General features: G+C 61.9%; 21 protein-coding genes. 15 read left to right on the top strand and 6 right to left on the bottom strand.

Annotation, left to right across the window (positions count from 1 at the left end; all coding sequences use genetic code 11):
* Position 1 precedes the first annotated feature (1 nt).
* Positions 2-376, top strand: a complete 375-nt coding sequence (locus tag ACXAHG_RS00280) for a DUF6477 family protein (protein WP_475055327.1) — start codon at positions 2-4, stop codon at positions 374-376.
* Here ACXAHG_RS00280 and ACXAHG_RS00275 read toward each other — a convergent pair.
* Complete coding sequence (locus ACXAHG_RS00275) at positions 369-1,913, bottom strand: trimethylamine methyltransferase family protein (RefSeq protein ID WP_475043441.1); 1,545 nt, start codon at positions 1,911-1,913, stop codon at positions 369-371. The two genes, ACXAHG_RS00280 and ACXAHG_RS00275, sit on opposite strands and share 8 nt — an antisense overlap.
* Before the next feature lie 241 nt (positions 1,914-2,154).
* Here ACXAHG_RS00275 and guaA point away from each other — a divergent pair, with 241 nt between their 5' ends.
* The 10 genes from guaA to ACXAHG_RS00225 all read left to right on the top strand — a co-directional run bounded on the left by guaA (position 2,155) and on the right by ACXAHG_RS00225 (position 13,051).
* On the top strand, positions 2,155-3,723 hold the full coding sequence (guaA, locus tag ACXAHG_RS00270) for a glutamine-hydrolyzing GMP synthase (RefSeq protein ID WP_475043443.1): 1,569 nt from the start codon (positions 2,155-2,157) through the stop codon (positions 3,721-3,723).
* Positions 3,724-3,873: 150 nt separating this feature from the next.
* On the top strand, positions 3,874-5,391 hold the full coding sequence (locus tag ACXAHG_RS00265; RefSeq protein WP_475055325.1) for a hypothetical protein: 1,518 nt from the start codon (positions 3,874-3,876) through the stop codon (positions 5,389-5,391).
* Between the two features lie 126 nt (positions 5,392-5,517).
* Positions 5,518-6,402: a DMT family transporter gene (locus ACXAHG_RS00260; protein ID WP_475055323.1), complete on the top strand. Its 885-nt coding sequence runs from the start codon at positions 5,518-5,520 to the stop codon at positions 6,400-6,402.
* A gap of 105 nt (positions 6,403-6,507) precedes the next feature.
* Positions 6,508-7,602, top strand: a complete 1,095-nt coding sequence (locus tag ACXAHG_RS00255) for an OmpP1/FadL family transporter (RefSeq protein WP_475055321.1) — start codon at positions 6,508-6,510, stop codon at positions 7,600-7,602.
* 107 nt (positions 7,603-7,709) lie between these two features.
* Positions 7,710-8,624, top strand: coding sequence for a DMT family transporter (locus tag ACXAHG_RS00250; RefSeq protein WP_475055320.1), 915 nt, complete (start codon positions 7,710-7,712; stop codon positions 8,622-8,624).
* Between the two features lie 56 nt (positions 8,625-8,680).
* Positions 8,681-9,544 carry an ATPase gene (locus tag ACXAHG_RS00245; RefSeq protein ID WP_475055318.1) on the top strand — a complete coding sequence of 288 codons (864 nt, stop codon included), beginning with the start codon at positions 8,681-8,683 and terminating at the stop codon, positions 9,542-9,544.
* A 59-nt stretch (positions 9,545-9,603) separates the two neighbouring features.
* On the top strand, positions 9,604-10,542 hold the full coding sequence (gene metA / locus ACXAHG_RS00240; protein ID WP_475031521.1) for a homoserine O-acetyltransferase MetA: 939 nt from the start codon (positions 9,604-9,606) through the stop codon (positions 10,540-10,542).
* 14 nt (positions 10,543-10,556) lie between these two features.
* Positions 10,557-11,510, top strand: coding sequence for an alpha/beta fold hydrolase (locus tag ACXAHG_RS00235; protein ID WP_475055613.1), 954 nt, complete (start codon positions 10,557-10,559; stop codon positions 11,508-11,510).
* 61 nt (positions 11,511-11,571) lie between these two features.
* Complete coding sequence (gene ppk2, locus ACXAHG_RS00230; protein ID WP_475055317.1) at positions 11,572-12,441, top strand: polyphosphate kinase 2; 870 nt, start codon at positions 11,572-11,574, stop codon at positions 12,439-12,441.
* A complete protein-coding gene (locus ACXAHG_RS00225; protein ID WP_475043454.1) occupies positions 12,434-13,051 on the top strand; it encodes a TetR/AcrR family transcriptional regulator in 618 nt (205 codons plus the stop codon). The genes ppk2 and ACXAHG_RS00225 overlap by 8 nt, the downstream gene beginning before the upstream one ends.
* Before the next feature lie 10 nt (positions 13,052-13,061).
* Here ACXAHG_RS00225 and ACXAHG_RS00220 read toward each other — a convergent pair whose 3' ends face one another.
* The 5 genes from ACXAHG_RS00220 to ACXAHG_RS00200 all read right to left on the bottom strand — a co-directional run bounded on the left by ACXAHG_RS00220 (position 13,062) and on the right by ACXAHG_RS00200 (position 17,145).
* On the bottom strand, positions 13,062-14,120 hold the full coding sequence (locus ACXAHG_RS00220; protein ID WP_475055316.1) for an adenylate/guanylate cyclase domain-containing protein: 1,059 nt from the start codon (positions 14,118-14,120) through the stop codon (positions 13,062-13,064).
* Positions 14,117-14,485, bottom strand: a complete 369-nt coding sequence (locus ACXAHG_RS00215) for a group I truncated hemoglobin (protein ID WP_475043457.1) — start codon at positions 14,483-14,485, stop codon at positions 14,117-14,119. The genes ACXAHG_RS00220 and ACXAHG_RS00215 overlap by 4 nt, the downstream gene beginning before the upstream one ends.
* A gap of 140 nt (positions 14,486-14,625) precedes the next feature.
* Entirely contained in the window at positions 14,626-15,111 is a 486-nt protein-coding gene (gene rpsI, locus ACXAHG_RS00210) for a 30S ribosomal protein S9 (protein WP_475043458.1), read from the bottom strand.
* 5 nt (positions 15,112-15,116) lie between these two features.
* Positions 15,117-15,575, bottom strand: coding sequence for a 50S ribosomal protein L13 (gene rplM / locus ACXAHG_RS00205; protein WP_039133077.1), 459 nt, complete (start codon positions 15,573-15,575; stop codon positions 15,117-15,119).
* A gap of 166 nt (positions 15,576-15,741) precedes the next feature.
* Entirely contained in the window at positions 15,742-17,145 is a 1,404-nt protein-coding gene (locus tag ACXAHG_RS00200) for an aminotransferase-like domain-containing protein (RefSeq protein ID WP_475043460.1), read from the bottom strand.
* 97 nt (positions 17,146-17,242) lie between these two features.
* Between ACXAHG_RS00200 and ACXAHG_RS00195 the strand changes: the two genes are divergently transcribed.
* From ACXAHG_RS00195 to ACXAHG_RS00180, 4 genes are all read left to right on the top strand, one after another.
* The gene (locus tag ACXAHG_RS00195; RefSeq protein ID WP_475043461.1) at positions 17,243-17,476 is read left to right on the top strand and encodes a DUF1127 domain-containing protein; all 234 of its coding nucleotides are present in this window, start codon (positions 17,243-17,245) and stop codon (positions 17,474-17,476) included.
* Between the two features lie 244 nt (positions 17,477-17,720).
* Positions 17,721-18,227: an adenosylmethionine decarboxylase gene (speD, locus tag ACXAHG_RS00190; RefSeq protein ID WP_475055315.1), complete on the top strand. Its 507-nt coding sequence runs from the start codon at positions 17,721-17,723 to the stop codon at positions 18,225-18,227.
* Complete coding sequence (gene speE / locus ACXAHG_RS00185) at positions 18,224-19,087, top strand: polyamine aminopropyltransferase (protein WP_475055313.1); 864 nt, start codon at positions 18,224-18,226, stop codon at positions 19,085-19,087. Before speD ends, speE begins: the two co-directional genes overlap by 4 nt.
* A 105-nt stretch (positions 19,088-19,192) precedes the next feature.
* Positions 19,193-19,429, top strand: coding sequence for a hypothetical protein (locus ACXAHG_RS00180; RefSeq protein WP_475055311.1), 237 nt, complete (start codon positions 19,193-19,195; stop codon positions 19,427-19,429).
* Positions 19,430-19,601 lie beyond the last annotated feature (172 nt).

Below are 19,601 nucleotides of genomic sequence, written 5' to 3'. Positions count from 1 at the left end.
AATGCAGGACATATTCACCCGGCTGACGTTGCTCCGGCGCCCGCGGATTCTGTCCCGGGCTGCCCGGCTTGGCGTACAGAATTATTGCCGCCAGCGCGATCTGCGCCGGATCCTGGGCTATGGGACGCTGCCCAAGCCCGCGGCGGCAGCCATGCGTCTGCTGGAGATGGAAGAGGAGATAAACGCAGCGCGCAAATCCGGCGCGGCCGGGTATTCGATGATCCGCCATGTGGACATTCTGATCGCGCTGGCAGGCGAAGCGGCGCTGCTGCGGACCCGGTCGCAAGCAAAAACGGCGGCCCGCCAGGACCGCCGTTCCGCCCCGGCAGAGGGAGCGTCCCCCTGCCCGGTTTCCGTTTCAGCTGCGATTACATGAAGGCGTCAGGCATCGAGGCCTTTTTCTCAGCCACGTATTCGTCCAGCGCCATCTTGATCGACGGATCGAGGGCCGGCTGTTCATAGGTGGCCAGCAGTTTCTCAACCCGGTTGGTGGCCAGCGCATAGGTGTCGCGCGCGCCTTCCTCTTCCCACTGCTCAAACGGTTTGTAGTCGAGCAGGTCGGTTTTCCAGAAGGCCGATTTGAAGTTCGCCTGGGTGTGTTCGCAGCCCAGGTAATGGCCGCCGGGGCCAACTTCGCGGATGGCGCCCATCGCCTGGGCGTTTTCGTCCATCGAAACCCCCTTGGCCAGGCCGTGCAGCACGCCCAGCTGGTCGGCGTCCATCACGAACTTCTCGAAGTCGGCAACCAGGCCGCCCTCAAGCCAGCCGCAGGAGTGCAGCATGAAGTTCACGCCGGACAGCAGGCCCATGTTGAGCGAGTTGGCGGTTTCATAGGCTGCCTGCGCATCGGGCAGCTTGGAGCCGCAAAAGGAGCCGGCCGAACGGAACGGCAGGTTCATGCGGCGGGCCAGCTGGCCTGCGCCATAGGTGATGTGCGAGGCCTCGGGGGTGCCGAAGGTCGGCGCGCCGGAGTTCATGTCGATCGAGGTCACCATGGCGCCAAAGATCACCGGGGCGCCGGGGCGGACCAGCTGGCTGTAGGCAACGCCTGCCAGCACTTCGGCCAGCACCTGCGTCAGGGTGCCCGCAACCGACACCGGCGCCATGGCGCCGCCGACGATGAAGGGCGAGATGATGCAGGCCTGGTTGTTCTTGGCGTAGACTTCCAGCGAGCCCATCATCACGTCGTCGAAGGTCATCGGCGAGTTGATGTTGGTCAGCGAGGTCATCACGGTGTTGTTCTGCACGAACTCCTTGCCGAACAGGATGCCGGCCATATCGACGGAATCCTGGGCGCGGCTGGGTTCGGTGACAGAGCCCATGAACGGCTTGTCGCTGAGGGTCATATGCGCCATCAGCATGTCCAGGTGGCGCTTGTTGACCGGGATGTCGGTGGGCTCGCAGACGGTGCCGCCGGAGTGGTGCAGCCACTTGGACATATAGGCCAGTTTCACGAACTTGCTGAAGTCGTCCATGGTGGCATAGCGGCGGCCGCCCGCGGCGTCGCGCACAAACGGCGGGCCGTAGACCGGTGCCAGCACCAGGTTCTTGCCGCCGATAACCACCGATTTCTCGGGGTTGCGGGCATGCTGGGTGAATTCCGACGGTGCTGTGGCGCACAGCTTGCGGGCCAGGCCGCGGGGAATGCGCACGCGCTCGCCCTGAACGTCTGCACCCGCTTCACGCCAGCGCTCCAGTGCGGCCGGGTTGTCAACAAAATTGACGCCGACTTCTTCCAGGATGGTGTCCGCGTTGTACTCGATGATTTCCAGCGCTTCATCGTTCAGAACTTCGAAGTTCGGGATGTTGCGCTGGATGTACTTGGCGGTCTCGATCTTGACGCTGGTGCGTTCGGCGCGGCGGGCTGCGCCGCCGCCGCCCCGGGCGCGACGGCGCGGTGCTGCTTCTGTCATGGTTTATCCTCACCACAGGCATTTCATTGCGATGGGTATTATAGCCAGCGCACGGCCCCGCGCCGCAGGATAACGGCCATTCAAGTTGAAAAGCGACATTGGCGGGGCATTTTCCACCGCGCCTGCAGACAACTGCTTCGTTTCTGCGGGCACAGGCGGGACCCCGTGAAAATCGGCAGCGCCTGCCCTTGAACCCCCAATTCCTCTTGCAGAAATTGCGATCCTGCCCTATGGCGCGTGCATGACAGAGACATCCCATGACCGCCTTCTCATCATCGACTTTGGCAGCCAGGTCACGCAGCTGATTGCGCGCCGCCTGCGCGAGCTGAACGTCTATTGCGAAATCCACCCCTATCAGAACGTCACCATGGACTTTGTGCGCAAGCTGGCGCCCAAGGCTGTGATCTTCTCGGGCGGGCCGGACAGTGTGACCCGCGAGGGCAGCCCCCGGGCACCGCAGGAGATTTTCGACTATGGCGTGCCGATCCTGGGCATTTGCTATGGCCAGCAGGTGATGATGCACCAGCTGGGCGGCAAGGTGGAAAGCGGCCATGGCACCGCCGAATTCGGCCGCGCCTATGTGACCCCCACGGTGGAAACACCGCCGCTGCTGGAAGGCTGGTTTGCCAATGACAACGACCGCGAGCAGGTCTGGATGTCGCATGGCGACCACGTCAGCAAGATCGCCCCGGGGTTCGAGGTTTACGGCACCTCCCCCAACGCGCCTTATGCCATCACTGCCGATGTCAGCCGCAACTTCTATGCGGTGCAGTTCCACCCGGAAGTGCATCACACGCCGAACGGTGCCAAACTGTATGAGAACTTCGTGCGTCTGGCCGGGTTCGAAGGCGACTGGACCATGGGCGCCTACCGCGAGCAGATGATCGAGAAGATCCGCGCGCAGGTCGGCGACAAGAAGGTGATCTGCGGATTGTCCGGCGGTGTGGATTCGTCCGTCGCGGCGATCCTGATCCACGAGGCGATCGGCGACCAGCTGACCTGTGTGTTCGTGGACCACGGCCTGCTGCGCAAGAACGAAGCGGAAGAAGTCGTCTCGATGTTCCGCGACAACTACAACATCCAGCTGATCCACGCGGATGAGAGCGATCTGTTCCTGGGCGAGCTGGACGGCCAGTCCGACCCGGAAACCAAGCGCAAGATCATCGGCAAGCTGTTCATCGACGTGTTCCAGAAACACGCCGACACCATCGACGGCGCCGAGTTCCTGGCGCAGGGCACCCTGTATCCGGATGTGATTGAATCCGTGTCCTTCTCGGGCGGCCCTTCGGTCACCATCAAATCGCACCACAATGTGGGCGGCCTGCCGGAGAAGATGGGCCTGAAACTGGTCGAGCCGCTGCGCGAGCTGTTCAAGGACGAGGTCCGCGCTTTGGGCCGCGAACTGGGCCTGCCGCAGAGCTTCATCGGCCGCCACCCCTTCCCCGGGCCGGGTCTGGCGATCCGCTGCCCCGGCGAGATCACCCGCGAGAAGCTGGAGATCCTGCGTGAAGCGGATGCGATCTATATCGACCAGATCCGCAAGCACGGCCTGTATGACGATATCTGGCAGGCCTTCGTGGCGATCCTGCCGGTCCGCACCGTTGGCGTGATGGGCGACGGCCGCACCTATGACTATGCCTGCGCCCTGCGCGCGGTGACCTCTGTCGATGGCATGACCGCGGATTACTACCCGTTCAGCCATGAATTCCTAGGCGAGACCGCCACAAGGATCATCAACGAGGTGAAGGGCATCAACCGCTGCACCTATGACATCACCTCCAAGCCTCCGGGCACCATCGAGTGGGAGTGATCCGGCAATTGATCTGCCCCGGCCCCAAGCGGCCGGGGTTTTCTTTTCAGGCAATCCGGCATCGAATTCAGGCCGTTGCCCGTTTGGTTAACCAATCCGTCAGGTGTTTTTGAAATAATTCCTCAAACACCGCCGGTATTGGAGAATCCAATGATCATTTGCCACCCGCTGAAACTCATCTTCATCAAGACCAAAAAGGTCGGTGGCACTTCATTTGAAATCGCCTTGTCCAGTTTCTGCGACGAGGCCAGCGTCATCACGCCGATTTCTCCGGAAGATGAGGCCCTGCGCGAATCGCTTGGCTATCCAGGTGCACAAAACCATCAGCAACAAACCTGGCCGGACGGCTCGCAGACCAAGGCGAATCTGTACAATCATGTAACCGCCGCGCTGATCAAAGAGCAGATTCCACAGGAGATCTGGGACAGCTACACCAAGGTCACAATCTGCCGGGATCCCTATGACGCGATGATCTCCCGCTACTATTGGGAAAGGATGGAAGCGCGGGGGATCACGTTTGGACAGTTCGTAAGCTGCTTCCGCAGTATGCTGTGCGAAAACCGCCGTATTGCGCCGCTGGAAGGTCCTGGCGCGCTGGATGTCTACCTGCGCTACGAGCATCTTGAGGAGGACATCGCTGCCTTGGGCATTGATGGGCTGTGGGAACGGTTCTCCGGCTTGCGCGCCAAGGGGGCATTCCGCCCTAAAGCCGGTGCCGATCCGAAAACCATGTACACAGAATATCCCGAGGCCGCAGGCATCGTGGCCCGGCAATGCGCCAAGGAAATCCGTAAATTCGGCTACCGGTCTCCTATCGTGGCCGTGGCAGCAGTCAAACCCGCAGAGCCAAGCAAAAGCGACTTCATCTTTACGCTCTCCGCCGGACGCACCGGCACGGCCTGGCTGGCACAATTTCTTGGCGACAACCTGAGGGTCAATTCGGTGCACGAACCGCTGGGCATTGATGATTTCGGCACGGCAATGCCGGAAATCCGCCATATGCGCACCTTCAACACCGTTGGCATGGACGGGGTGATGTGGGATTTCTGGGAGGACAAGCTGGCCTCGCTGCAAGCCCCATATGCGGAATCCAACCACACGCTGGGAAAATGCGGGCTGATTGAGGCCTTGTCCGAAAGCAGTCTCCGCCGCCGCAGCACCGTCATCATTCTGCGGCGCGACCTGGCCAAGCAATGCGCCAGCTATGTCGGCCGCAACGATTTCCAGAACATCACCATACGTTGGCAATGGTATCTGGACATGCTCTACAGCAACAAGATCGTGAACCCGGCGCCCTTCCAGCAGATGGGGCAGATAGGCCGGGCCATGTGGTACGCGATGGAAATGGAAGCCCGCTATGCCTATTACCAGCAGAAATACGGGGACCGCATCAACTTTGTAGAAGCGCAACTGGAAGAGGTCTCCAAGCCGGAAGGCGCAGCCCGTCTGCTGGAGGCCCTGGGCCATAGCGGCGATCCTGTGCTGCCAGAAAAGAAAAACGCCACCCGGAACCAGCCGGAGGTCATCCAGGCACTGACCGCGGAAATCCGTACCCTGCTGACCCGGATGCGCTTTGACGCAAAGAAAGTGGCTGCAGGATATATCCAAAGCGGCAAATCCTTGGCCGCGCCTGCAATCACGACCCAGTTGGCGCATGCTGCCGCCTGAACCCGGCCCTGCCGGCCTCAAGCCTGTCTAGCAGGCGCCCCGGAGCCACCCGGGGTGCTTCTGCTCGCTTGACCTGCGCCGCCAAATGCCCCTTTTCTCTCCCTGCAGCGGAACCTTGGGGCAGCCATGACAGACAAAGAAGCACGCGCGGGGCTTGCAGCCCTTTGGATGGTCGGCGCTATCGTGTCCTTTTCCACGATGGCGATTGCCGGGCGCGAGGCAGGGCTGACGCTGGACACCTTCGAAATCATGACTTACCGCAGCCTGGTGGGGCTGCTGATCGTGCTGGCAGTGCTGACGGCCACCGGGCGCTGGCATCAGGTGAGCCGGTCCCGGCTCAGCGTCCACCTGCTGCGCAACCTGTTCCATTTCACCGGCCAGAACCTGTGGTTTCTGGCTGTGACGCTGGTGCCGCTGGCACAGGTTTTTGCGCTGGAATTCACCTCACCCCTTTGGGTGATCATCCTGTCGCCGCTGCTCTTGGGGGAAGTGCTGACCCGGCGCCGACTGCTGGCTGTGGGGCTGGGGTTTGCCGGGATCCTGATCGTTGCCCGCCCCAGCCCGGACAGCTTGAGCCTGGGACTTACCGCCGCCGCCTGTTGCGCAATTTTCTTTGCACTCACAGCTATTCTGACCAAGCGGCTGACTGTGCATGAGAAAACCGGGTCGATTCTGTTCTGGCTGACCTCGATGCAGCTTGTCTTTGGCCTGCTGGCGGCGGGCTGGGACGGCGACATGGCGCTGCCGGACGCCGCCACCCTGCCCTGGCTGGTGCTGATCGGCATTGCCGGGCTCACCGCGCATTTCTGCTTGACCACTGCCCTGTCGCTGGCCCCTGCCAGCACCGTCGTGCCGGTGGACTTTGCCCGCCTGCCGGCCATCGCGATCCTGGGTATGATGATCTATGGCGAGCCGCTGGATGCCTGGGTACTGAGCGGGGCTGCGGTTATCTGCATTGCAAATTATCTTAATCTAGTTGCAGGAAGACCTGTGAAAACTGCCGGAAATTGATCGATTCCCGCAGGTTTCCCCATCGTTAGCATTGATTTGCCGAAATTCTGCTGGTTACGGTTCTGTGACAAGAAGCCGGAAAGGCTTTCGTACAGGGAGGAACATATGAAAAAGATACACGCTGCGCCGCTGGCGCTGGCGCTGCTGCCCGGTGTTGCCATGGCAGGCGGTGTCGACCGCTCCGGCCAGACCCTTGGGGCGCTGTTCGAAGAAGGCAGCTATGCGGAGTTTTCCTTTGGCCATGTGAGCCCGGACGTGTCGGGAACGGCGCTTGGCGTGGGCTCGGGCGACATGGTTGGCTCGCATCTGCAGCTGGGCGCGGCCTATAAGCGCGACATCAATGACCGGTTGAGTTTCGCACTGATCTTTGACCAGCCCTTTGGTGCTGATGTCGAATATCCGGCGGGCACCGGCTATGTGTTCCAGGGGGCAACGGCGGAACTCAACTCGAATGCCATCACCGGCGTGCTGCGCTATAAGTTCAATGAGAATTTCAGCGTCCACGGCGGCGTCCGGCTGCAGACGATGGAGGCCGAGGTCTCCATCCCTGTGTTCGGCAACTATGCCGCAACCGGCGACCGGGACGAGAGCTTTGGCTACCTGGTGGGCGTCGCCTATGAACGCCCCGACATCGCCCTGCGGATTGCGCTGACCTATTTCTCTGAGATCGACCACGATGTCAGCACAGTGGAAACCGGTGGCGGCCTGCCTGCGGGCCTGTCCTCGACCACTGCGATCAACACGCCGCAGGCGGTGAACCTTGATTTCCAGACCGGTATCGCCAAAGACACCCTGCTGTTCGGCGGCGTGCGCTGGGTCGAATGGTCCAAGTTCAACATCTCTCCGACCTTTTACACCGGCACCCTGATCGGCGCCCCGCTGGTGTCCTTTGCGGACGACCGTTACACCTATACCCTGGGTGTCGGCCGTAAGTTCAATGAGAACTGGTCCGGCTCGGTTTCTGTCAGCTACGAGGAAACCCTGGGCGGCTTCCAATCCAACCTCAGCCCGCAGGACGGGCGTCTGGGCCTGACCATCGGCGCCAAATACAAGCAGGGCAACATGAGCGTGTCGGGCGGTGTGAACATCACCCGTGTCGGCAGTGCGCAAACCGTTGTGAGCCGCGCGCCGTTTGCCACCTCGCAGTTCGGGGACAACACATCGGTCGGGGTCGGCTTCAAGGTTGGCTATCACTTCTAAGGCGGCCTGACCTTCGCCTCTGCTGCCCCGCCCTGTTTCAGGGCGGGGTTTTCTTTTGCCGCAAGAAACGGGTCGCTTGCCTGCAGGGGCCGCGCTAGCTGAGGCGCATGAGCCCGCAAAAGACCATATCCCCCCGCGCCTGGGCCGAGCTGATCCTGCTCGGCGTGATCTGGGGCGGATCGTTTCTGGCGATCCGCATTGCCCTGGATGAAATTCCCGTTGCCACCCTGGTTCTGCACCGCTGCGGCTGGGCGGCGCTGCTTCTGTGGGCAGTGGTCTGGATGATGCGGCTGCCGGTGCCCAAAGAGCCGCGCATATGGGGTGCCTTCCTGGTGATGGGGCTGCTGAACAACGTGATCCCGTTCGGCCTGATGGCCTGGGGGCAGCTTTACATCGAGACCGGTCTCACCTCGATCCTGAACGCGGCCACCGCGATTTTCGGCGTTGTCGTGGCAGCCCTGATCTTTGCCGACGAGAGGCTGACGGCACGCAAGGCGCTGGGGGTTGGCCTGGGCTTCCTGGGCGTCGCCACTGCCATCGGGCTGGAGCAATTTGCCAATTTCGACATCCGCAGCACGGCGCAGCTGGCGGTTCTTGCAGGCACGGTGTCTTATGCTCTGGCCAGCGCCTGGGCGCGGCTGAGGCTGTCCGGCCTGGCGCCGCAGGTGGCGGCGGCGGGGATGCTGACGGGGTCGGCGGTTTGCCTGCTGCCAGCCGCGCTGCTGATCGACGGGCCGGTCTCCTTTGCCCTGGAAACCGGCACCTGGGTCTCCATCGCTTATTTCTCGCTGATCGCCACTGCGGGGGCTTATCTGCTCTATTACCGTGTGCTGGCGCTGGCGGGCAGCGGCAATCTGATGCTGGTCACGCTGATCATCCCGCCGGTGGCGATTCTGCTGGGGGCCTGGGTGCTGGGCGAAGCCTTGCGGCCGCAGGCCTATGCGGGCTTTGCCCTGTTGGCCGCCGGGCTGGCGGTTTTGAACGGCAAGCCCAACTTGCGGCCCAAGCGCGCACGGAATTGACCCAGCCCGCGCGGGCGATTAGCAAGGCGTGAACTCTACAGGGACTTGGAACGCCAATGCTTTATTCTTCCGCTCAGGACTGGCGCGATGCGCCCAGCAAACGGGTGCTGTTCTTTGGCATGTCCGGGCTTGGCAAAACCTATGTCAGCAATATCCTGCGCGGCGCGGGCAGCTGGTTCCACTACTCGATCGATTACCGCATCGGCACCCGCTATATGGGCGAATACATCGCCGACAACGCCAAGGCCGAGGCGATGAAGGTGCCGTTCCTGCGCGAGCTGCTGCTGACGGATTCGATCTACATCGGCTCCAACATCACGTTCGAGAACCTGACCCCGGTGGCCTCCTATCTGGGCAAGCCGGGCGACGAGGCCAAGGGCGGGCTGCCGATCACGGAATACAAGCGCCGGCAGGAGCAGTTCCGGGTGGCCGAGATCCGCGCGCTGCTGGATACCGAGTATTTCGAGGGCCGTGCGCAGCAGCTGTATGGCTATCCCAATTTCATCTGCGACACCGGCGGGTCGATCTGCGAATGGGTCGATGCCGGCAATCCCAATGACCAGATCCTGTCGGAACTCAGCAAGCACACGCTGATGGTCTGGATCAAAGGCAGCGAGGCCCATACCGAGGAGCTGGTGCGCCGGTTCGACCGTGCCCCCAAGCCGATGTCCTATCAGCCCGAGTTCCTGGACCGGGTCTGGCAAGAGTATCTCAAGGAAAACAAGATATCCGAGAGCGATGTGGACCCTGATGCCTTTATCCGCTGGACCTATGCCCAGGCGCTGGCGCACCGCCAGCCGCGCTATCAGATGATGGCGGACAATTGGGGCGTCACCGTCACCGCCGACCAGATTTCAGCCGTCAAGGATGAGGCCGGTTTCATAGATTTGATCGCAACAGCCCTTGAGGCGCGCAGCTAACCGGCTTATCTGACTGCCTCCGCCATAACGCACAACTTTCCGCAAATCAGGACACTGACATGCCCATCAAGATCCCCGCAGACCTGCCCGCCTATGACGTTCTGAAGAACGAAGGCGTGATGGTCATGTCGCCGGATCAGGCGGCCCGTCAGGATATCCGGCCGATCCGCATCGGGCTGCTCAATCTGATGCCCAAGAAGATCCAGACCGAGAACCAGTTTGCCCGGCTGATCGGCGCCACGCCCCTGCAGATCGACCTGAACCTGATCCGGATGAGCGAGCACCGCACCAAGAACACCGCCGCCGCGCATATGGCCGAGTTCTACCGCCCCTTCCAGGAGGTGAAGCACGAGAAGTTCGACGGGCTGATCATCACTGGCGCCCCGATTGAGCATCTTGAGTTTGACGATGTGACCTATTGGGAGGAGCTGCGCGAAGTGATGGATTGGACCCAGACCAACGTGCATTCCACCTTTGGCGTCTGCTGGGGCGGCATGGCGATGATCAACCATTTCCACGGCGTGAAGAAACACATGCTGGAGCACAAGGCGTTTGGCTGTTTCCGGCATCAGAACCTGGCGCCGGCCTCGCCCTATCTGCGCGGGTTCTCGGATGATTTCGTGATTCCGGTCAGCCGCTGGACCGAGATGAAGCAGGAAGAAATCGACGCTGCGCCGGGGCTGACGACGCTTCTGGGCAGCGACGAGGTTGGCCCCTGCCTGGTTGAGGATCCCGGCCACCGGGCGCTCTATATCTTCAACCACTTCGAGTATGACAACGATACGCTGAAGCAGGAATACGACCGCGACGTGGCCAATGGCACCCCGATCAACGTGCCGGGCAACTATTACCCGGACGATGATCCCAGCCGCCCGCCGCTGAACCGCTGGCGCAGCCATGCGCATCTTCTGTACACGAACTGGATCAGCGAGATTTATGAAACCACGCCGTATGACATCAACCGGATCGGCGTCGAGATGACGGACCTGCGCGCCTGAGAAAAGCCGTGGCAATAAGCGCTTCCCTGCTCTTGCTGGCCACCCTGGCCTGGGGCGGCACCCAATGGAAGGCGGCCGTCAACGAAGCGCGGGCCGAGGCTGCCTATCCGCCGCAAGGAAAGTTTCTTGAGGTCGGCGGCCATCGGCTGCATGTGGTCGAGATGGGCCAGCCGCGGGGCAGCGCGCCGGATCTTGTGCTGATTCACGGCTCCAACGGCAGTACGCGCGACATGACCTTCCGGCTGGCGCCGGCGCTGGCGGATGAGTTCCGCATCCTGATCTTCGACCGTCCCGGCCTGGGCTATTCAGACCGCATCAACCGGACCGGTGCCACCATTCGCCAGCAGGCCGCGCTGCTGCGCCAAGCCGCCGCGCAGATGGGAGCGGACAGGCCCGTTGTGCTGGGGCACAGCTATGGCGGCGCTGTGGCGCTGGCCTGGGCTGTTGACCACCCTGAGGGGCTGTCTTCGCTGGTACAGGTGGCCGGGGTCTCACATCCGTGGGACACCCCTTTGGACTTGCTCTACCGGGTGACCTCTTCCTGGGCGGGAAGCGCGGCCGCCGTCCCGGCCCTCACCGCATTTGTGCCGCCCCGCACCGTGGCAGAGACGCTGGAGGCTGTATTTGCCCCTCAGCAGGTGCCGGAGGGCTATGCCGAGCATTTCGGTGCCGGCCTGGCGCTGAGACGCAGCTCGCTGCGGGCCAATGCCCGGCAGCGCGCCAATCTGCTGGCAGAGGTAATGGCCCTGGCGCCGCTCTACAACAGTATCGCCGTGCCGGTGGAGATCATTCACGGCACCGCCGACGACACCGTAAGCCCGGACATCCATGCCCGGCAGCTGGCCCGTGATGTGGCAACCGCCCGTCTCACCCTGCTCGACGGCATCGGGCATATGCCGCATCACGCCGCCACCGAAGATGTGGCCGCCGCAACCCGCCGCGCCGCAGCCCGCGCAAATTTGCGTTAAGGTGATTCACATTCCATACTCTCTTCCCATATAAGGGATTGAGGACAGAAGGGTTTTGCTTATGACGCTGCCATTTGACGGGGCCATCAGCCGGTTTTTCGAAACCGGCGCGCCGGAGGAAATCCGCAAGGCCATCAAAGGTGCGGACAAGGATGAAATCCTCTCCCCCAGCTATCCGCACCGCAAACGCATGGCGCGCAAGAAATACGAGAAAGAGCTGGAAGCGCTGCAGATCGAACTGGTCAAGCTGCAGGCCTGGGTGAAATCCAGCGGCGCCCGCATTGCCATCGTCTTTGAAGGTCGCGACGCGGCCGGCAAGGGCGGCACCATCAAGCGGTTCCGCGAGAATCTGAACCCGCGCGGCGCCCGGATTGTGGCGCTGTCCAAGCCGACCGAGGCGGAGCAAAGCCAATGGTATTTCCAGCGCTACGTCCAGCAGCTGCCGTCGGGCGGTGAGATCGTGTTCTTCGACCGCAGCTGGTACAACCGCGGTGTGGTCGAAAAGGTATTCGGCTTCTGCACCGATGCGCAGCGGGAGCGGTTCTTTCATCAGGTTCAGGGGTTTGAACAGGCGCTGGTGGAGGACGGCGTGCAGCTGTTCAAGTTCTGGCTCAACGTCGGCCGGGCCGAGCAGCTGCGCCGGTTTCTGGCCCGTGAATCCGATCCGCTGAAGCAATGGAAGCTGAGCGGGATTGATGTAAAAGGACTAGAGAAATGGGACCAGTACACCGCCGCCATTTCCGAAACACTTGAGCGCAGCCATTGCGCAGAGGCCCCCTGGACCATCATCCGCTCAGATGACAAAAGACGGGCCCGGCTGATGGCGATCCGCAGGGTGCTGAGCGCTGTGGAATATGACAACAAGGATGCAGGGGCGATTGGCGCCCTGGATCCGGAAATTTGCGGAGGCCCGGACATCTGGGATGCCTAAACGCGGTTATCATCACGGCAACCTGCGCCAGGCGCTGGTCGAGGCCGCCCTGCACCTGATCGAGGCCAAGGGCCCGACCGGCTTTACCCTGTCGGAGGCGGCCAAGCAGGCAGGCGTTACACCCGCCGCGGTTTACCGCCACTTCAAGGGCCGCGAGGACCTGATCGCGGAGGCCGGGCGCCAGGGCTATGTGATGTTTGCAGACCTGATGCAGCACGCCTATGACAAGTATCAGCCCTCGGCGCTGGCGGCGTTTGAGGCCACGGGCCGTGCCTATCTGGCCTTTGCGCGCAAGCATCCGGGCCATTACATCGCGATGTTCGAAAGCGGAATTTCGGTGAACCGGACACCGGAACTGGCCGATGCAGCCGCGCGCGCACGCGCCATTCTGGAACGCGCAGCGGCCGACCTCAGCCAGCACATCCCGGCAGAGAAACGGCCGCCCGCCTCGATGTTCTCAGCCCATGTGCTGGCGATGAGCCACGGCGTGGTCGAGCTTTATGCGCGCAATTCCCCCGGTGCGGCCTCCCCCTTTCCGCCGGAGGATCTGCTGGAGAGCGGCATCGGCATCTATTTGCGCGGGCTGGGGCTGATTGCCCCGGACAGCTGACCCCGTACGCCTAAAAGCGGCTGGCCGGCTGCGGCGTGCTGAGCTCGTCGCCGACATTGACCAGGAACACCTCGCCGATGCCCTTGATGTCTTCCAGGCCGATGTCGGTGACGCGGAATTCTTCGGACAGCGCGTCTTTCATTTCCTCCGGCGCCACGATTTTCATCGGCCTGGCAAAAACTTGCAGCCGGGAGGCCAGGTTCACCGCAGGGCCAAAGACGTCATAGACGTACTTTTGGATCCCCACCACCGAGCCGACAGCCGACCCGGTGCCCAGACCGATCCGCGCCTCCCATTTGTGCTGATGGCTTTGGTTGCGCCGCTCCAGGTAGCGCAGAAAGCGGGTGGCGCAATGGGCCACCGCGGTGGCGTGGTCCGGCGTTGGCTCAGGCATCCCCGCGACCGCAAGGTAGGCGTCGCCAATGGTCTTGATCCGCTCGCAGCCGTATTGCTCGACGATGCGGTCGAAGGCGGTGAAGACGTCGTTCAGCTCCCCCAGGGTGACAGTAGGATCGGTGCGGGAGGCGAAATCAGTGAAATTCACGAAATCCAGCATCACCACCGACACCTTGGGGTATAGCTGCGGAGTGACCACGCCAAAGGTCTTGAATTCCTCATAGACCGTGCGCGGCATCAGGTTCAGCAGCAGCCGCTCTACCCGCTCCTTCTCGCGCTCCAGCTCGCGGGTGTTGCGCTCCACCATGGCGGAGTAGCTGTCGATCATGCTTTCCAGTTCGCGGATTCGGGTGATGTTCTGGCATTCCACCACCAGAAGCGCCTCGTCCAGATGGCTGGCCTGCGAGATGTTGATGGCAAAGACCAGCGTGCGGCGCTTGCGCTTGATCTTCAGCTCAGCGGAATAGCGCAGCCCCTCATCGCAGAGCGGCCCAAGATCCTTAGGCTGTAAGCCCTCAATGGCATCGGTCAGTGCAGCATCCGGGCCGGGCGTGCCGAACCATTCCGCAAAGGGCTGGTTGTGAAAGACAAACCCAAGGTCCGAGGCCCGCACAACCGCCACCCCCACGCCAATCGCCCGCAGCAGCTGTTCGTTGATGGCGGCAATGCTCATGCCGCATCCCGGGTGACGATGATGCTGCGTTTGCCTTCGATAGCGCTGAGCGTGGTGCGGATGTCCGGCTCAGACAGCCCATGCTGTTCCAGCGCCTCTTTCAGCAGCGCGCCCATTTCATCGAAATCCTCGTGAGTGATGCCAAGCGCCCGGTGCACCGCCTCCAGCCGCTCATCGCTGAAGGACGCGGGCCCGCCCAGCAGCGAGGAAATGAATTTGGTCTGGTGGTCGATCAGACGGGCCATATCCACATCGGCGAAGTAATCGCCGATCTGATCGGAATCGAGCGCCATCTCGTAAAAGGTCATCACCACGCGGCTGATGGCGCTGAACCCGCCGTATTTTTCATAGATCGTTTGCGGCATGTCAGCAGTCCCCCATCGGGTACAGTGCCGCCCATGTTACGATAATTTTGCGGAAAAGTTAACGGTGCGGCGTTTGCCTTAGCCCGCAAACCGAAAAGGCCGCCCATTGGGCGGCCTTTCCAAAGCTCTGTTTCCGAAGCTTAACGCTTGGAGAACTGGAACGAACGGCGGGCTTTGGCCTTACCGTATTTCTTACGTTCCACAACGCGGCTGTCGCGGGTCAGGAAGCCTGCGGCTTTCAGCGCGCCGCGCAGGGCGGGATCATAAAGCTGCAGGGCTTTGGAGATGCCGTGCTTGACCGCACCGGCCTGACCGGACAGGCCGCCGCCCTTGACGGTGGCATAGACGTCGAACTCGCCTTCGACGCCGGCAACCTGGAACGGCTGGCGCAGGATCATCTGCAGCACCGGACGGGCGAAGTACTTGTTGATTTCCTTGCCGTTCACCTCGACCTTGCCGGAGCCCGGCTTGATCCAGACGCGGGCAACAGCGTCTTTACGCTTGCCCGTGGCATAGGAGCGGCCCAGTTCGTCACGAACCGGCTCACGCGCGATGGTTTCCTCAGCCGCTGCTTCCACACCGGTTGCAGCTGCGAGCTCTTCAAGAGTGTTGATCTGATCAGCCATCGGTATCAGCTCCGGGTGTTTTTCTTGTTCATGGACTTGACGTCCAGAACTTCAGGGGCCTGGGCTTCATGCGGGTGCTCGGCACCGGCATAAACGCGCAGGTTGGTCATTTGCTGACGCGACAGGCGGTTGCCCGGCAGCATGCGCTTGACGGCTTGGGTCACAACGCGCTCCGGGTGTGCACCTTCCAGGATCTCCTGCTTGGTGCGCGACTTGATGCCGCCCGGGTGGCCAGTGTGCCAGTAGAAGTGCTCATCGCGCTTCTTGCCGGTCATCTGCACCTTGTCGGCGTTGATGATGATGACGTTGTCGCCCATGTCCATATGCGGAGTGAAGGACGCTTTGTGCTTGCCACGCAGGCGCATGGCAACGATCGAGGCAAGACGGCCCAGAACAACGCCCTCGGCGTCGATCAGGATCCACTTCTTCTCGATGTCTGCCGGAGTAGCAGAGAAGGTTTTCATGGCAGGTCAATCCTGTTTGTCGTGAAGGCAGAATCCCTGACGGGAAACGCCTGAATGCGATGGAGGGGGTTTACGGGCAACCCAAGCTTCAGTCAACACCGGCAAACAACATTAAACCGTTTCAAATCAATGGGTTAAAAAATAGGTATAATAATACCCCACCACACTACACGCTGATCTGTTCTGGCGGGTTGTCCAACAGCGCACGCAGGCGCAGCATTGCTTCCTCAAACTGCTTCAGCGGCACATGCGCGTTGATGGCGATGCGCACCGCGTGGGGCGCACGCCCATCGCGCAGGGCGAATTCGTCCGCGGACCGGATCTGCACCCCATTGGCCTCAGCGGCACGGGTAAAAGCGGCCGCGCGCCAGCCGGACGGCAGTTTCAGCCAAAGGAAAGGCACCTCAGGGTTCCAGGTCAGCTCGAACCCGCCAAGCGCATTGACCGCCACCCGCACGTAGCGGGCCATCTCCCCGCGCACGTCTTTTACAAGCCCCGGCAGCCGGGGATCGGTGAGCAGAATCCGCACCAGTTCCGCCAGCGGCTGCGCCAGGCCAAAATAGCCGTATTCTGCAACCCGGCGCAGGTCCGCGGCCCGCCCCTCAGGCGCCAGGGCAAACCCCACCCGCAGCGCAGGGGTCAGAATCTTGGAAATCGAAGACACATGCCAGGCCAGCTCCGGCGCCAGGGCGCGGTAGCTGGGCGCCCGCGCCTCCCCCAGGCGGTAACAGTCGTCCTCGACGATCTGCACCCCGTGGCGGCGGGCGATCCGCACAATCTCCTTGCGCCGTTCCAGCGGCGTGAAAAGCCCGGTCGGGTTATGCACCTCAGGGCTGGTGCACAAGACAGTGGCGCCGCTTTTGCGGATCGCCAGTTCCATTGAATCCGGGCGGATGCCCTGTTCGTCCATGGCGACCTCGACCACCTGCGCCCTGAGCAGCTCTGCCGCGCGGCGGAATCCGGCGTAGGTCAGATCCTCGACCATGATCACCGGCTGAGGCCCCTCCAGGATGGCCTGAAGCACCACCATCAAACCGTTCTGTCCGCCGTGGGTCAGGACAATGTCACTCTCTGTCACGGCACCTACCGGCGATTGCGCCACCCAGGCAGCAGCGGCCCGGCGCACCGGCAGATAAGCATCGCGAGTCGGGTAGTTCAGGAATTTGCGCGCCTCGCTCTCAGCCACCTTGTGCAGGGCTTCGCGCACCGCAGCCACCTGCCCCATATCGGCAATCCGCGGGCTGAACAGGCTGACGTGGCCGGGATCGCGCGCCTCCAGCAGATGCAGCTCCCGCGACCATACGTCATCGGGCACCGGCTTTTTCTTTTCGGCTACAAAGGTGCCGCGCCCGACCTCGGCCTCCAGCACGCCCTCATCGGTCAGGATGCTGTAGGCGCGGGCGACTGTGCCGGGTGTAATGCTCAACTGATACGCGAGGTCCCGCACCGGCGGCAGCTTTGTACCAATTTTCAAACTGCCCGTTTCGACAGCAGACCGGATTGTATCTGCTACTTTTTTATACTTGGGACCTTTTGCCTCACCCAGACTTTGCGGCCAAATTGTACCCATTACAATCCATCCTTGGACAATTGATCACCCCCTTTGTATCAAAACAACACGACAAATCAACAGGATTGTATCAACACAAAATCTAAGGAAGCCTCCCATGGTACAGCACGCACATATGGCACAATCGAACATGTCCTTTCTGAACAGCCGCCCGGCCCTGCCGGTGCTGGCGCAGTGGGCCGTTGCCTTTGCCGTTCTGGTAACCAAGTGGAGCCTGCGCCACCGCACGCGAACCCATCTGAAACATCTTAGCGATGCGCAGCTGAAGGACATCGGGCTGAGCCGGCAGGACGCCCATTATGAAGCCACTCTTCCGTTCTGGCGCCCATGATCCCCTGGGCAAAAGAACAACCTGACGGCCGGGGTTCGCCCCGGCCCTTTTTTTAAGCGCCGCCCTGGCCCGCAGGACGCAGCCGGCTGGGTGTTACCTGCTATGCAGAAATTAAAGGTTGATCGAATCTTTCATGGGTCCTACATGCCCCTCACTTTCGGTACCGATCCCAACCCCGGACTCTTATCCGGGGGGGCGCTAAGGGCCGGCTGGATTGTCATCTACTGGAACGAAGGGGAGTGTCATGAAAGACGCCAACCTCTTCCAACTGGGGATCGGTCTGGAGACAGGCGCCCATGAGGAAGATACCGCCCGCGGTGTAACTGCTGCGAATCTCGATGCTGTTGCTGATTCCGACCGCGAAGACCATTTCATCCGCAAGGATGGCAAGGTATTCGCCGGCACCCATCTGATCATCGAAGTGATGAAAGGCACCGGCCTGGATTGCGAAGAGCGCATCCAGAACGCCTTCCGCAAATGTGTTGAGGTCTGCGGCGCCACGCTGCTGCACATCCACACCCACAAGTTCTCGCCTCAGGGCGTGTCCGGCGTGGCGGTGCTGGCCGAAAGCCATATCTCCGTCCACACCTGGCCGGAAATCGGCTATGGCGCCTTTGACGTCTTCATGTGCGGCGATGCAGAGCCCTGGAAAGCCGTCGGCGTGCTGAAAGAGGCCTTCTCGACCGATATGGTGGAAGTGCGCGAACTGCTGCGCGGGGAGGAGCTGATCGCCAAAGAGGTGGCGGCATGAGCGGTGCCGACAAATCCGAATGGGTGACTGAAGGCCTGCACGCGCATTACGCCCAGCGTCTGCGCGTGGACGAGATGCTTTATGACAGCAACACCGAACACCAGCGCCTGAAAGTGTTCCAGAACGGCCAGTTCGGCCGCATCCTGACGCTGGACGACGTGGTGCAGACCACCGAAGGCGACAACTTCATCTACCACGAGATGCTGACCCATGTGCCGATCCTGGCGCATGGCAATGCAAAACGTGTGCTGATCATCGGCGGCGGCGACGGCGGCATGGCCCGCGAGGCGCTGCGCCACACCTCGGTCGAACATGTCACGATGGTGGAAATCGACGCCGGTGTGGTGGATTTCTCGAAAGAATACCTGCCGATGCTGAGCGACGGCGCCTTTGACGACCCGCGCCTCAACCTGGTGATCAACGACGGTGCGCTCTTCATGAAAGAGAACACCGAGAAGTTCGACGTGATCATTGTCGATTCGACCGACCCGATCGGCCCCGGCGAAGTGCTGTTCACCGACACATTCTATGGCCACGCGGCGCGCTCGCTCACTGAGGACGGCATCATCGTCACCCAGAACGGCGTGCCCTTCATGCAGGGCGACGAGCTGACCGGCACCCTGCGGGCGTTCCAGGCGCTGTTTGCAGATGCCTCCTGCTACCTGGCTTCGGTGCCGACCTATGCCGGCGGCCCGATGGCCTTTGGCTGGGGCAGCCACTCGGACAAGGCCCGCAACGTGAGCCTGGCCGAGGTCGAGACGCGTTACGCCGCCGCCGGGATCGAGACCGGGTACTACAACCCGGAAATCCACAAGGCTGCCTTTGCCTTGCCGAACTACGTGAAAAAGCTGTTCCCGTAAGGGCAGACGCAAGGGGGCTTCGGCCCCCTTTTCTTTTGCGCGGGTTTTGCGCTTGCGGCCCGCACCCTGCCCGGCTGACAGTGCGCGCAGCATGGGGAGCAGCGCATGGCACATGTCAACAAGGTCATCAAATCGGTCAATCTGGACGGTGAACTGGTTTGCACCGATATTTTCCAGCGCCCCGATGGCACCTTTGGCTTTGACGAGTTCCGCCGCGACCCCGGAGACGGGCGCGGCTGGTACAGCATCGGCCATTACGGCGGCCAGGTCTTTGCAGATACCGAGGCAGCAATTGCAGCGGCCAAGGCGCAGATCCACTGGCTCGCTGGCAAGCTCCGCTAACGCTCCCCACCCGCAGAGCCCGCCCCAATGCCGCCAGCTGCCGCTTCTTTCTGGTTCAAAATACTCCGGGGTGAATTGGCCAAAGGCCAAGAGGGGCAGCGCCCCTCATCCCCGATTGCCGCATATTTCCCCCTTGGCCCGCGCTCCGCTTCTTGCTAGGCGCGGCGAAAGT

Source organism: Leisingera sp. ABD4_442, assembly GCF_056160905.1.
Note: the sequence above shows the minus strand (reverse complement) of the source record. Positions and strands in the feature narration are given on the sequence as shown.